Here is a 12,560-nt window from a genome sequence, read left to right as displayed (position 1 = left end):
TCTCATCGGAAGACACTTATTTAACAGATAAAGGAAGTCGAACCATGTCGAGCATTAATGGTACTTATGTAAACTCCAACGCGGGCGCCAAACTGGTGATTACCGATGGCAACGATTCCAACGGTACATTCAGCGGCACGTTTAGCCAGGGCGGCGTCAATTACGACGTCAGCTATGGGCACTACCACTTCCAGAACAGTACCGGACAACCTACCACCATCACGTTTGTCGGTCTGAATGGCAGCAGTGGTTTCCAGGCCTGGTCGCTGTTCTCGCCAGATCACAATTACTCAAAAGTTCGTGCGGTGGGCTCCCGCACTAATTTCGATGGTGAAGTAGTTGGCCTGGCTGGCGAATTCGTCAAGCAATAAACAATGCTGTAGTAAGCAACAGGCTGATGCATTGAACATGCTTCGGCCTGTTTTTTTGTGGACGTCATTAATTGGGGTGTTAGTTGTTTCTCTTCGAACGTTGACCCTAAATCCATGCTTTGCGCGAATACTTTCAATGCATGAAAAGCATCGTTTTCCCGACGCTACGCTGCAAGCCTTGTACGGCGTGGCTTTGAAGGCATCGACGGATTTTTATATTCGATCCAGATCTATCCATAACTTCAAAGATTACTTTAAGAGATAAGCGTCTGGCCCAATGATTGGCCTGTCGATACGCCTCGCGGGGGATTCAGTGCGGGGTGTGTCGCGTCTTTTGTAGAGATCGCAAAGAGACCGCAGGGAGTTAATCAATGGGCAATGTCCAGACCGCCGCCGGCGCACAAGAGGTGCTCTGGCGCCAGGCGCCGAGTGGCGAGTTGGTCGACCTCGGCCGGGTGCATCGCGTGCCGTTGGGCCAGTTGCGTTTGCAGCGTGCGCCCAAGGGCATCCTGAGCCGGCGCGAGGCGATCCTGCTTGGCGTGCTGGCGTTGCTGGTGCATGGCGCGGTGATCTATTGGGTCAATCAGCAACCGATCAAAGAACTGCCGATCGTGCCGCCGGAAATTCCGCCGATGACCATCGAGTTCTCGCGCCCGGCGCCGCCCGTGGTCGAGCCGCCACCGCCGCCACCTCCACCGGTTCAACAGGTGGTCGAGCCTCCGCCGCCAGTGGAAGACGAGTTGGCCGTGAAGCCGCCGCCACCGAAGCCGATTCCTAAACCGAAACCGGTCGCCAAACCTGTACCGAAACCGGCGCCTAAAGCGGTCGAGCAACCACCGGCGCCGCCACAACCGACAGCGCCTGTCGCGGCTCCAGCACAGCCCGCGCCACCAGCGCCTGCACCGGTGACTCCAGCGTCGGCCAACGCCGCGTACCTGAAGAACCCGGCGCCGGAATACCCGTCCCTGGCCCAGCGTCGCGGTTGGGAAGGCACGGTGTTGTTGCGGGTGCATGTGCTCGCCAACGGCAAACCGGGTGAGATCCAGATTCAGAAAAGCAGTGGTCGCGATCAGCTCGACGAGGCCGCGCTCAACGCGGTGAAACGTTGGAGTTTCGTGCCGGCCAAGCAAGGTGATGTCGCCCAGGATGGCTGGGTCAGCGTGCCCATCGATTTCAAGATTCATTAAACCGAAACCAATTTCGCGCGAAAAATTTACACGAGGGAATACATCATGACGTTACTGGCCTCTCCACTTGAATCCATCGAAAGCGCGGTGATTTGGCTGCTGGTGGTTTTTTCCGTTGCCACCTGGGGTTTGGCGTTGCTCAAGGGCGTGCAGTTCGGTCGCCTGAAAGCTCAGGATCGCAAGTTTCATAAACAGTTTTGGGCGGCGTCGAGTCTCGATTCGGCGGCTGAGTTGAGTGAAACCCAACCGGGCGCTGCGGCGCGTGTGGCCCAGGCCGGTTACGCGGCGATCCAGGTCGGTGAAACGCCGGCCACCAATGATTTGAGCCAGGCGATCAATCATCAGGATCGATTGGAGCGTGCCTTGCGTCAGCAGATCGTCCGTGAGCGTCGCTCGCTGGAAACCGGGCTGGCGGTGGTGGCGAGTATCGGCAGCACCTCGCCGTTCATTGGTTTGTTCGGCACGGTGTGGGGGATCATGGAAGCGTTGAAAGGCATCAGTGCGGCAGGCTCGGCAAGCCTGGAAACGGTGGCCGGACCGATTGGCGCGGCACTGGTGGCTACCGGTGTGGGGATCGCCGTCGCGGTGCCGGCGGTGCTGGTTTACAACTACTTTTTGCGGCGTTTGAAACTGACAGCGGCGGACCTGGATGACTTCGCCCATGACTTCTACAGCCTGGCGCAGAAGAGTTCGTTCCGCCTGTTGATTCACCCGACCTCGCACAAAGTAGTCGCCCAGGGCGGCGCGCAGAAAGTGAAGGAGGCGTCCTGATATGGCCTTCTCCACGCAAGACAGTGACGAGGTGCTGAGCGAGATCAACGTGACACCGCTGGTGGACGTGATGCTGGTGCTGCTGGTGGTGTTTATCGTCACCGCGCCGCTGCTGACCAACGCGATCCCGATCAACCTGCCCAAGACCGAGGCCGTGGCCCCGGTGGAGCAGAAAGATCCGCTGGTGGTGAGCATCGATGGCGCCGGCAAGCTGTTTATCAACAAGGATGAAATCCAGCCGGACTTGCTGGAATTCAACCTCAAATCGGCGAAGGCCAAGGATCCCGAAGTGCGCGTGCAATTGCAGGCCGATGACGGGGTGAATTATGGCGAAGTGGCGCGGGCCATGGCCTCGATTGAGCGGGCGGGAATTACCAAGTTGTCGGTGATTACTGCGCGTTAACAGATTTCAAGTTTTCCGGGGCCGTCTCCTTGGCAGGGTGCGGCCCTTTTTTTTGTGTCGGGCTTGAGAGACACCCCTCACCCCAGCCCTCTCCCCAGTGGGGAGAGGGGGAAAGGGAGCAGACCTTCATGCTTTTCAAACCCGAGCTCGACTCAGCACTTCAGGTTGCAGCATCTCGCCTAAACACCTCGGTCAGTCCCCTCTCCCCAGTGGGGAGAGGGGGAAAGGGAGCAGACCTTCATGCTTTTCAAACCCGAGCTCGACTCAGCACTTCAGGTCGCAGCATCTCGCCTAAACACCTCGGTCAGTCCCCTCTCCCCTCTGGGGAGAGGGTTAGGGTGAGGGGTGGTTTCGAAGCCAATCACAAATATCCAATTCAACATGCATATGCATTTAGGGTCTTAATAAATAGCTTCTTATTCCTTAACGAATATAACTCTCGTCCCTATACTCGATCAGGAACAGACAAGCAGCAGGAGAGCTCCCCCATGCGCAACGAATCAATTCGCTACCTGATTGTGCCGGGCTGGCAAGGATCGCCAGAAGATCATTGGCAAACACATTGGCAGAACAGCCTGCCAAACAGTGCACGGGTGGAGCAGGCCGACTGGCTGACGCCGCGCCGTGAAGACTGGGTCGCGGCGCTGGCCGAGGCGATTGCTGCCGACAGCACGCCGGTGATCCTGATCGCCCACAGCCTGGGTTGCATCACCGTTGCCCATTGGGCTGCCACCGCGCCCTTGCAGTTTTTGCGTCAAGTGCGGGGTGCCTTGCTGGTCGCGCCAGCGGACGTCGAACGCCCGGCCTGCTCGCCAGCCCTGCGCAACTTCGCGCCGATTCCGACCACGTTGCTGCCATTCCCGAGCCAGGTTGTCAGCTCCGATAACGACAGCGCCGTCAGTGCGCCCCGTGCAATGGAGCTGGCGCGCAACTGGGGCGCCGAGGCGGGGATTCTGGCGGGGGCTGGTCATATCAATGTCAAGTCCGGTCACCAGCGCTGGGAGCAGGGTTTTGCCTATCTCTATCGCCTGCAAAACCGCATGGAACATCACGCCCTGCGCCGCGCTTAAATTTTTTTTGAACGCCCCCGTCTCCCGGCGGTTTTGGGCGGGAGTCTGCCATGAGTTTTGAAACTTTCGGTCAGCCATTGCTGACCTTCCCCGACGCCGAAAAAAGCCCCCTGAGCATCCGCGCCAAAGCGCTGGTGTTTGTCGATCCGCGTTCGCGACAGTTGCGCCAGGAATTGGAGCAACTGGCGCCACGCGCCATATCCGTATTGATTCGCGGTGAAACCGGCAGCGGTAAGGAATTGCTCGCGCGGCACATCCATCGCGCCAGTGATCGTGGCGGATTGTTCGTGTCGGTCAATTGCGGCGCGATCAGCCCGACCTATGCCGATGCCGAATTGTTCGGTTATGCCGCTGGCAGCTACAGCGGTTCGGCCAGCAGTCGTGCCGGCTGGTTCGGTTCGGCGAATGGCGGAACGCTGTACCTGGACGAGATTGGCGACTTGCCGTTGCCGATCCAGATCAAATTGCTCTCGGCGCTGGAAAACCACGAAGTCACCCGCGTCGGCGCCCCCCAACCGAGCCCGGTGGACGTGCGCCTGGTCGCCGCCACCAGCATCGATTTGGCCCAAGCGGTGGCGGCCGGGAAATTCCACGAACGGCTTTATCACTACCTCAGCGAAGGCCAACTCGAATTGCCGGCGTTGCGTGAGCGGGTGGGGGACATCCTGTCCTTGGCCGAGTACTTCCTCGGCATCTACAGCCAACGCCTGGACCTGCCGGTGCCGCTGATCAGCGAAGCCGCGCAACAGGTACTTGAGGCTCACAGTTGGCCGGGTAACACCCGCGAGCTGGAGAACGTCATTCACTTTGCGCTGTTGGTGAGCACCGGGGACGAGATTTTGCCGGAGCATTTGAATTTGCCGGAGGTGCCGCCGTCGCTGGCGCAGATCGAGCGGCAACTCAAACAAATCCTCGCCAATGGAACCGCTGCCGATCAAGCCGCCCTGAAACAACTCCTCAAAAACACCGCACTCTTGTAGGAGCAAAGCTTGCTCGCGAACCAGGCGACACGGTGTATCAGGAAGAACGCCCTCTCTGTAGGAGCAAAGCTTGCTCGCGAACCAGACGACACGGTGTATCAGGAAGAACGCCCTCTCTGTAGGAGCAAAGCTTGCTCGCGAACCAGACGACACGGTGTATCAGGAAGAACGCCCTCTCTGTAGGAGCAAAGCTTGCTCGCGAACCAGACGACACGGTGTATCAGGAAGAACGCCCTCTCTGTAGGAGCAAAGCTTGCTCGCGAACACAGACGACGCGGTGTGTCAGGCAGGACGCCTTCGCGGGCAAGCCTCGCTCCTACGGGTAACCCGCGAGCCAGAGCCGTATGAACAAAATGGAATATCAAAGTGAATAAAAGATATTGTTCGGGAATAAAAAATCCCGGTATTGTCCGCTTCACGCCAGCGATAGCACTTCACTGGCACTCGTACTAATAGCCGTCGTCGATGACGACCGTGATTTCGGATAAGGACACTGCATGAAAAAGGTTCTGTTGTTCACCGCATTGGCGGCTGCCCTCACTGCGGGCCTGGCCCAGGCTGGCGAGAAACTGGTGGTTGCGGCGACCCCGATCCCACACGCCGAGATTCTGGAACTGATCAAACCGACCCTCGCTAAAGAAGGCGTGGATCTGGAAATCAAAGTCTTCACCGACTACGTTCAGCCGAACGTGCAGGTCGATCAGAAGCGTCTGGACGCCAACTACTTCCAGACCCTGCCGTACCTGAAAAGCTTCAACGAAGGCAAAGGCACTAACCTGGTGACCGTGATCGGCGTGCACGTCGAACCGTTCGGCGGCTACTCGAAGAAAGTCAAAACCCTGGCTGAGCTGAAGGACGGCGCCACCATCGCCATCCCTAACGAAGGCAGCAACAGCGGCCGTGCCCTGATCCTGCTGCAGAAGGCTGGCCTGATCGAGTTGAAAGACCCGAAAAACGCCCTGGCCACCCCGAAAGACATCGCCAAGAACCCGCACAACTTCAAGTTCAAGGAACTGGAATCGGCCATGCTGCCGCGTGTGCTGGACCAGGTCGACCTGGACATGATCAACACCAACTACGCGCTGGAAGCAGGTCTGAACCCGGCTAAAGACGCGCTGGTGATTGAAGGTGCCGATTCGCCTTACGTGAACTTCCTGGTCGCTCGTCCGGACAACAAGGACAGCGACGCCATCCAGAAACTGGCCAAGGCCTTGACCAGCCCGGAAGTGAAAGCGTTCATCGCCAAGAAGTACAACGGCGCGGTACTGCCGGCGTTCTGATTTGACGCAGTTTTAACCCCCTTCAAGGTTTCAACGCCGACGGCTAACACTAGCGTCGGCGTTTTTTATGATCGTTCCCACGCTCTGCGTGGGAATGCCTCTAGGGACGCTCCGCGTCCAGTGACGCGGAGCGTCACGGGGCTGCATTCCCACGCAGAGCGTGGGAACGATCGTCTTAGGCCACCCCGGCCTTCAACGCCCGGCGCAACGCCACCAACAACTTCACGATGTCCTGCGGGTCCAGCCGCTGCGGTGCTTTTACGTCAGCCATATTGATCGTTCCCACGCTCTGCGTGGGAATGCCTCTAGGGACGCTCCGCGTCCAGTGACGCGGAGCGTCACGGGGCTGCATTCCCACGCAGAGCGTGGGAACGATCGTCTTAGGCCACCCCGGCCTTCAACGCCCGGCGCAACGCCACCAACAACTTCACGATGTCCTGCGGGTCCAGCCGCTGCGGTGCTTTTACGTCAGCCATAGTCTTCTCTTCCTTGTGATGGGTTTGGCCGGGAGTCTGGCCAAAAGCTGTGCGTCCTTGGAGGGGCTTTTTGAAAAAAAGATCCTTCCTACAGCGCAAAGGAAAATAGTCGTCTTCCGTTGCCGCCGCAAATCCAGGGGATAGTTTTTTGCGTGATATCAATATGCTTTAACGGTATTTAAATTCTTCTTTTTATACCTTTAAAGTCGGTGCCTGCCGGGTGGTTATCCGCCGCCCATGGACTGCACCACCGTCGCTTACCGAGCGGCGTCCAGGATGTTCAATGACCTTCGATTACGCTTTTATCCTCAGCACCCTGCCGGCGTTTCTCAAAGCCGTGGGCGTGACGCTGCAGGTCGGCTTCATCGCCATCGGCACGTCGCTGCTGGTGGCGCTGATCAACGCGACGATTCTGGTGTTCCGCACGCCTTACCTGCAGCGCCTGGTCGGGTTGTATGTGGAACTGGCGCGCAACACCCCGCTGCTGATCCAACTGTTCTTCGTCTACTTTGCCCTGCCGGCGCTGGGCATCAGCGTTTCCGGGTTTGCGGCGGCGATCATCACCATGACCTTTCTTGGCGGCGCCTACCTCACTGAAGTGCTGCGTGCCGGCGTCGATGCGGTGCCGCAAGCGCAGCTGGAATCGGGCCGCTCCATCGGCCTGTCCCACGGGCAATTGCTGCGCTACGTGATCCTGCCGCAAGCCGGGCTCCTCAGCCTGCCGTCGTTGTTTGCCAATTTCATTTTCCTGCTCAAGGAAACCACCGTGGTCTCGGCGGTGGCGGTGCCGGAGATTCTCTACACCACCAAAAGCTACATCGCGCTCTACTACAAAACCTACGAAATGCTCGCCGTGCTGACGCTGATTTGCGTGCTGCTGTTCTTGCCGCTGTCGCTGTTGCTCAGCCGTCTGGAAAGGAGGCTCCAGCATGGCCAGTTCGGGTCTTGAGTTGTTGTGGGTGTCGTTGCCGCAACTGGGCAAGGGCGCTGCGCAAACGTTATCGATTTCCTTCCTGAGCATCGCCATCAGCACAGTCGGCGGCGTGCTCTACGGCGTGTTGCGCACGCTGAATTCGAAATGGCTGAACGCGATCCTGCGGGTTTACCTGGAACTGTTCCGGGCGATTCCGGTGCTGGTCTGGTTGTATCTGCTGTTTTTCGGCCTGCCGATTTTCTTTGGCCTGAGCATCCCGAGTTTCTGGTGCGCGGTGCTGGTGCTGTCGCTGTGGGGCGCCAGCGAGGTCGGTGAAGTGGTGCGCGGCGCGTTGCTGTCATTGCCGCGCGGCCAGCGTGAGGCGGGGTTGTCGATTGGCCTGGACGGCCCGCAACTCTACGGCTACGTGCTGCTGCCTCAGGCGTTGAAACGCATGACGCCGCCGACCATCAACGTCTACACCCGAATCATCAAGACCAGCTCCCTGGCGGTGCTGATCGGTGTGGTGGACGTGATCAAAGTCGGTCAGCAGATCATCGAACGCACCTACGAATCAGTGCTGATCTACGGTGCACTGTTCCTGTTTTTCTTTTTTATCTGCTACCCGCTCTCGGCCGCCTCGCGCGTGCTGGAGCGGCGCTGGACGCAAGCATGAGCGCATTGATCGAGTTCAAGGGTTTCAACAAGTTTTTCGGCGAGCAACAAGTGCTCAACGAGATCGACCTGAGTGTGAAATCGGGTGAAGTCATCGTCATCCTCGGCCCCAGCGGCTGCGGCAAAAGCACCTTGCTGCGCTGCCTCAACGGCCTGGAAGTGGCCCACAGCGGCAGCTTGAAATTCAACGGCCGCGAGCTGCTGGACAAGGGCACCGACTGGCGCGAGGTGCGCCAGCAGATCGGCATGGTGTTCCAGAGTTATCACCTGTTCCCGCACATGAACGTGCTCGATAACTTGCTACTCGGCCCGGTCAAAGTACAGAAACGCGATCGCCGTGAGGCCCGTGAACAAGCCGAAGCCTTGCTCGCGCGCGTAGGCCTTTCGGACAAGCGCGACGCCTTCCCGCGCCAGCTCTCTGGTGGCCAGCAACAACGGATCGCCATCGTCCGTTCGCTGTGCATGAACCCTAAAGTCATGCTCTTCGATGAAGTCACCGCTGCCCTTGACCCGGAAATGGTCAAGGAAGTGCTGGAAGTGATTCAGGGTCTGGCCCGTGAAGGCATGACACTGTTGATCGTCACCCACGAAATGGCCTTCGCCCGCGCCGTGGCTGACCGTATCGTGTTCATGGATGCCGGGCGCATCCTCGAACAAAACCCTCCCGAGCTTTTCTTTACGAACCCGCAAACCGCACGAGCGCAGCAGTTCCTGGAGAAATTCTCCTACGTCGAAGCCCTGCCCAAAAAGACTCAAACAAAGGAACTGGAACTGCTATGAAAACTGCCAAGTCTTCACTCTTTTTACTGCCGCTGTTCGGCCTCGCACTGCTGGCCGGTTGCAACAAATCCGAAGAAGCGCCCAAGCCAAAAGTCGCCAGCGAAAGCGCGGCGCCGGCCAGCTACCTGGACAAAATCAAGGCACGAGACAAGCTGATTGTCGGCGTCTTCACCGACAAGCCGCCGTTCGGTTTTGTCGATGAGGCCGGGCGCTATGTGGGTTTTGATACCGACATCGGCCGTCAATTTGCCAAGGATTTGTTGGGCGATGAAAACAAAGTCGAATTCGTCGCCGTGGAGCCGGCCAGCCGGATTCCATTCCTGCAAAGCGACAAGGTTGACCTGATCCTGGCCAACATGACCGTGACCCCGGAACGCAAGGAAGCGGTGGAATTCACCAACCCGAACCTCAAGGTTGCGGTGCAGGCCCTGGTGCCACAGGGCAGCTCGGTGAAAAACCTCGACGACCTGGCGAGCCGCACCACCATCGTGACCACCGGCACCACCGCCGATATCTGGCTGACCAAAAATCACCCGGACTGGAAACTGCTGAAGTTCGAGAAAAACTCCGAGTCCCTGCAAGCCCTGGCCAATGGTCGCGGCGATGCTTATGCACAAGACAACCTGGTGCTGTTCAGCTGGGCCAAGCAAAACCCCGGCTACCGCGTGCTGGAGCAAACCCTCGGTGCCGAAGCGCCGATTGCGCCGGCGGTGAAGAAGGGCAACATCGAACTGCGCGACTGGGTGAATACCGAGTTGGCGAAGTTGGGTGAAGAGAAGTATTTGCTCAAGCTCTACGACCAGTACGTGCGTAAAGAACTGAGCGATGACACCAAGCCTGAGAGCGTGATTGTCGAGGGTGGGAAGTGGCAGGGTTGATGCTCTGACCTGATCGTTCCCACCTCTGTTGATCGTTCCCACGCTCCGCGTGGGAATGCAGCCCGGGACGCTCCGCGTCCCATTGGAACGCAGAGCGTCCCTTGAGGCATTCCCACGCAGAGCGTGGGAACGATCGGTCGACCTCAATCCGGCCAATTCCACGCCGGCTCATCCAGAATCCGTTGCCCGACGATCCCGGTCTGGCCCAACGTTTTCTCCAGCACAATGCAATTGCACTCCAGGTCTTCCTGCAACGCCGAGATCAACCGTCGGGCATGGGACACCACCCACACCTGGCATTGCCCGGACGCCCGGATAATCAGCCGCGCCAACGCCGGCAACAAGTCTGGATGCAGACTGGTTTCCGGCTCGTTCAGCACCATCAGCGTCGGCGGTCGCGGCGTCAGCAGCGCGGCAACCAACAGCAGATAACGCAACGTGCCATCCGACAATTCCGCCGCCGACAACGGCCGCAACAACCCTTCCTGATAAAACTCGATGGCGAAGCGTCCACCCTGCAACGGTGCGATGTTCAATCGCGCACCGGGAAACGCATCGCTGATCGCCGCCTGCAACGCCTCGGGGTCGCCGATTTCGCGGATGGTCTGCAACGCCGCCGCCAGGTCGCGACCGTCGTGGTGCAGCACCGGCGTGCGCGTACCGAGTTGCGGTTGGCGCACCGGGGCATCGGCGTCGCTGCGAAAGTGATCGTAGAAGCGCCAGCGGCGGATGAATTCGCGCAGGTGCATGACTTCCGGCGAGGTGCGAAAACTGCCGACCTGATCGAACAGGCTGTCGAAATTCGGCGTGTGCTGGGCCAGCACGTCCCAGTTGCGCCCTTCGCGAGCGCGGATCATCGGGCCTTCGCGATCCACCAACAGGCTGGCCGGGCGATAGAGCGGCCCGGCCCAGATGCATTCTTTTTTGATTTCCGGGTCGAGGGCAAAGTAAGACTCGGTCGGCGCAGGCAAACCCAGGGCAATCGAATAGCTGAAGTCTTCCCCGGCAAATCCCAGGCGCAGGCGTTTGACGCCCTGGCGCACGGTGGCCTCAATCGGCACATCACCGTTGCGCATACGCCGGCTGATGTTCTCCGGCCCGGCCCAGAACGTCGAATCCAGCCCGCCCTCTCGGGCCAGCGCATTGACCACGCCGCCCTGGGCCGTCTCCGCCAACAGGCGCAACGCGCGATAGAGGTTGGACTTGCCGCTGCCGTTGGGGCCGGTAATCAGGTTCAACCGACCCAGCGGGATCACCAATTTATTGATCGAGCGGTAATTGGCCACCGCGAGGGTTTTGAGCATTACGTTCTCACTGATCGTTCCCACGCTCTGGTCTGCACCCCAAAAGTTGGACGATTGTGGCTCTAGGCCTGAACGGATTGAGTCCTGTATTCCACAGGGCTCATTCCATTTAGTCTCAGCTTGATGCGCCGGTGATTGTAATAGTCGATGTAGTCCACTAATCCGGTCTGAAGCTCGTCAAGAATACTGAATTTGTTCAGGTAAAAGAATTCGGATTTGAGCGTGCCAAAGAAGCTTTCCATGGCCGCGTTGTCGTAACAGTTCCCTTTGCGCGACATGCTCGCTGTGACCGAGTGCGCTTTTAGGCGTTGGTCATAAATAGGCATCCTGTACTGCCAGCCTTGGTCTGAGTGCAAGATGGGTTTTTCGCCCGGTTTTAGTCGCGCAAACGCTTTACTAAGCATTGCCCCGACCATGCTGAACAACGGCCGTCTGGCGATATCGTAGGAAATGATCTCGGCGTTATAGAGGTCCAGAATTGGCGATAGATACAGCTTCTGTCCTCCCACCTTAAACTCCGTGACGTCGGTTACCCATTTCTGATTGGGTTGTGATGCTTGGAAATCGCGGTTCAGAAGATTGGGGGCGGCTCGCCCCACTTCACCTTTGTAGGCGCGGTACTTCTTCACACGTACTCGGCATTTGAGGCCAAGTTCAGCCATAAGGCGTTGCACGGTCTTGTAGTTGATCAAGAAACCGGCCTTGCGCACTGCCAGCGTCACGCGGCGATAGCCAAACTTACCTTCTTCTTCGTTGAAGACCTCACATATCTTGGCTTTCAGCTCCGCATACTTATCAGCCGCCTGGAGCACTTTCTGCTGATAGTAGAACGTGCTGCGCGCCAATCCGGTGATTTTCAACAAGGCCTCGAGAGAGTGCCGCTGCCTCAGTTCAATTACGATTTGCGCTTTTTCTGTTGCGCTGCTCGTTTTTTCTGAACCAAGGCATCGAGCTTTTTTAGATAGTCATTTTCCAGCCGAAGTTGATTCAGTTCTGCGATCAACTCATCCCGGGAACGGGACTCATCAGGTAACAGAGGCTGGGCAGGTCCGGGCGGTTTGGGCATTTTCTTTGTCGATCCAGTTCGTCTGGGTTGGCTGAGCAGGGCATTTTCACCGCCCTCATCATAACGGCGCTGCCAATCGCCGACGATGTTGAATTTGCGGATATCAAATAGCGCGGCCACTTGGCGGTAGGAAAGCTGCTCTTCACGCATCCGCTTCAAGACGGACATCCTGAATTCAGCACTGTAGTGCTGCACCTTTTTTACTTCCAGAGCGGCCGGGCCGTGCACCTGGTAGGCCGCGACCCACTGGCGCAACGACGAAAAATCCACGTCGTGACGATGCGCTACATCTCTAAGCCCCGCTTCGCCGGCGCAGTAATCCCGTACCGCTGACAGCTTCGCTTGAACCGTGTACTTCCTCATGAAACACCCCATCGGTTGTGTCCAACTTTTGGGGTGCAGACCA

Annotated in this window: 13 protein-coding genes; 11 read left to right on the top strand and 2 right to left on the bottom strand. The window is 58.4% G+C overall.

Going from position 1 to position 12,560, the window contains the following annotated elements:
• Nucleotides 1-44: 44 nt before the first annotated feature.
• The 11 genes from BK667_RS27770 to BK667_RS27720 all read left to right on the top strand — a co-directional run bounded on the left by BK667_RS27770 (nucleotide 45) and on the right by BK667_RS27720 (nucleotide 9,784).
• Nucleotides 45-371, top strand: coding sequence for a hypothetical protein (locus BK667_RS27770; RefSeq protein ID WP_123515931.1), 327 nt, complete (start codon nucleotides 45-47; stop codon nucleotides 369-371).
• A gap of 371 nt (nucleotides 372-742) precedes the next feature.
• Complete coding sequence (locus tag BK667_RS27765; protein WP_123515929.1) at nucleotides 743-1,558, top strand: energy transducer TonB; 816 nt, start codon at nucleotides 743-745, stop codon at nucleotides 1,556-1,558.
• Nucleotides 1,559-1,603: 45 nt separating this feature from the next.
• Nucleotides 1,604-2,329, top strand: coding sequence for a MotA/TolQ/ExbB proton channel family protein (locus BK667_RS27760; RefSeq protein WP_123599491.1), 726 nt, complete (start codon nucleotides 1,604-1,606; stop codon nucleotides 2,327-2,329).
• Between the two features lies 1 nt (nucleotide 2,330).
• Nucleotides 2,331-2,732 (top strand): ExbD/TolR family protein, encoded by a 402-nt coding sequence (locus BK667_RS27755; protein WP_003220570.1) that lies wholly within the window; start codon nucleotides 2,331-2,333, stop codon nucleotides 2,730-2,732.
• 488 nt (nucleotides 2,733-3,220) lie between these two features.
• A complete protein-coding gene (locus tag BK667_RS27750; protein WP_123515925.1) occupies nucleotides 3,221-3,802 on the top strand; it encodes an alpha/beta hydrolase in 582 nt (193 codons plus the stop codon).
• Nucleotides 3,803-3,852: 50 nt separating this feature from the next.
• Complete coding sequence (locus BK667_RS27745; RefSeq protein WP_123599490.1) at nucleotides 3,853-4,782, top strand: sigma 54-interacting transcriptional regulator; 930 nt, start codon at nucleotides 3,853-3,855, stop codon at nucleotides 4,780-4,782.
• Between the two features lie 497 nt (nucleotides 4,783-5,279).
• A complete protein-coding gene (locus BK667_RS27740) occupies nucleotides 5,280-6,062 on the top strand; it encodes a MetQ/NlpA family ABC transporter substrate-binding protein (RefSeq protein WP_123599489.1) in 783 nt (260 codons plus the stop codon).
• Nucleotides 6,063-6,821: 759 nt separating this feature from the next.
• Entirely contained in the window at nucleotides 6,822-7,487 is a 666-nt protein-coding gene (locus tag BK667_RS27735; RefSeq protein ID WP_123599488.1) for an amino acid ABC transporter permease, read from the top strand.
• Entirely contained in the window at nucleotides 7,468-8,127 is a 660-nt protein-coding gene (locus BK667_RS27730; protein WP_123515920.1) for an amino acid ABC transporter permease, read from the top strand. Before BK667_RS27735 ends, BK667_RS27730 begins: the two co-directional genes overlap by 20 nt.
• Nucleotides 8,124-8,906 carry an amino acid ABC transporter ATP-binding protein gene (locus tag BK667_RS27725; protein WP_123515918.1) on the top strand — a complete coding sequence of 261 codons (783 nt, stop codon included), beginning with the start codon at nucleotides 8,124-8,126 and terminating at the stop codon, nucleotides 8,904-8,906. The genes BK667_RS27730 and BK667_RS27725 overlap by 4 nt, the downstream gene beginning before the upstream one ends.
• Nucleotides 8,903-9,784: a transporter substrate-binding domain-containing protein gene (locus BK667_RS27720; RefSeq protein ID WP_123599487.1), complete on the top strand. Its 882-nt coding sequence runs from the start codon at nucleotides 8,903-8,905 to the stop codon at nucleotides 9,782-9,784. The genes BK667_RS27725 and BK667_RS27720 overlap by 4 nt, the downstream gene beginning before the upstream one ends.
• A gap of 143 nt (nucleotides 9,785-9,927) precedes the next feature.
• On the opposite strand, the gene BK667_RS27715 is transcribed toward BK667_RS27720, so the two are convergent.
• Together BK667_RS27715 and BK667_RS27710 are read right to left on the bottom strand one after the other, a co-directional pair.
• Nucleotides 9,928-11,088, bottom strand: coding sequence for an AAA family ATPase (locus BK667_RS27715; RefSeq protein WP_123515914.1), 1,161 nt, complete (start codon nucleotides 11,086-11,088; stop codon nucleotides 9,928-9,930).
• A 62-nt stretch (nucleotides 11,089-11,150) separates the two neighbouring features.
• A protein-coding gene (locus BK667_RS27710; RefSeq protein WP_123599648.1) for an IS3 family transposase occupies nucleotides 11,151-12,517 on the bottom strand; the annotation gives its coding sequence in 2 pieces (ribosomal slippage) (nucleotides 11,151-12,049 and nucleotides 12,049-12,517; 1,368 coding nt in all).
• Nucleotides 12,518-12,560: the final 43 nt, after the last annotated feature.

Source organism: Pseudomonas frederiksbergensis (assembly GCF_003732705.1).
GTDB lineage: Bacteria > Pseudomonadota > Gammaproteobacteria > Pseudomonadales > Pseudomonadaceae > Aquipseudomonas > Aquipseudomonas frederiksbergensis_F.
This window is presented reverse-complemented; position numbering and strand designations above follow the sequence as displayed.

Coding starts and splice junctions, on each gene's coding strand:
- BK667_RS27770 (WP_123515931.1), top strand. CDS start 45: ATGTCGAGCATTAATGGTACTTATGTAAACTCCAACGCGGGCGCCAAA.
- BK667_RS27765 (WP_123515929.1), top strand. CDS start 743: ATGGGCAATGTCCAGACCGCCGCCGGCGCACAAGAGGTGCTCTGGCGC.
- BK667_RS27760 (WP_123599491.1), top strand. CDS start 1,604: ATGACGTTACTGGCCTCTCCACTTGAATCCATCGAAAGCGCGGTGATT.
- BK667_RS27755 (WP_003220570.1), top strand. CDS start 2,331: ATGGCCTTCTCCACGCAAGACAGTGACGAGGTGCTGAGCGAGATCAAC.
- BK667_RS27750 (WP_123515925.1), top strand. CDS start 3,221: ATGCGCAACGAATCAATTCGCTACCTGATTGTGCCGGGCTGGCAAGGA.
- BK667_RS27745 (WP_123599490.1), top strand. CDS start 3,853: ATGAGTTTTGAAACTTTCGGTCAGCCATTGCTGACCTTCCCCGACGCC.
- BK667_RS27740 (WP_123599489.1), top strand. CDS start 5,280: ATGAAAAAGGTTCTGTTGTTCACCGCATTGGCGGCTGCCCTCACTGCG.
- BK667_RS27735 (WP_123599488.1), top strand. CDS start 6,822: ATGACCTTCGATTACGCTTTTATCCTCAGCACCCTGCCGGCGTTTCTC.
- BK667_RS27730 (WP_123515920.1), top strand. CDS start 7,468: ATGGCCAGTTCGGGTCTTGAGTTGTTGTGGGTGTCGTTGCCGCAACTG.
- BK667_RS27725 (WP_123515918.1), top strand. CDS start 8,124: ATGAGCGCATTGATCGAGTTCAAGGGTTTCAACAAGTTTTTCGGCGAG.
- BK667_RS27720 (WP_123599487.1), top strand. CDS start 8,903: ATGAAAACTGCCAAGTCTTCACTCTTTTTACTGCCGCTGTTCGGCCTC.
- BK667_RS27715 (WP_123515914.1), bottom strand. CDS start 11,088: ATGCTCAAAACCCTCGCGGTGGCCAATTACCGCTCGATCAATAAATTG.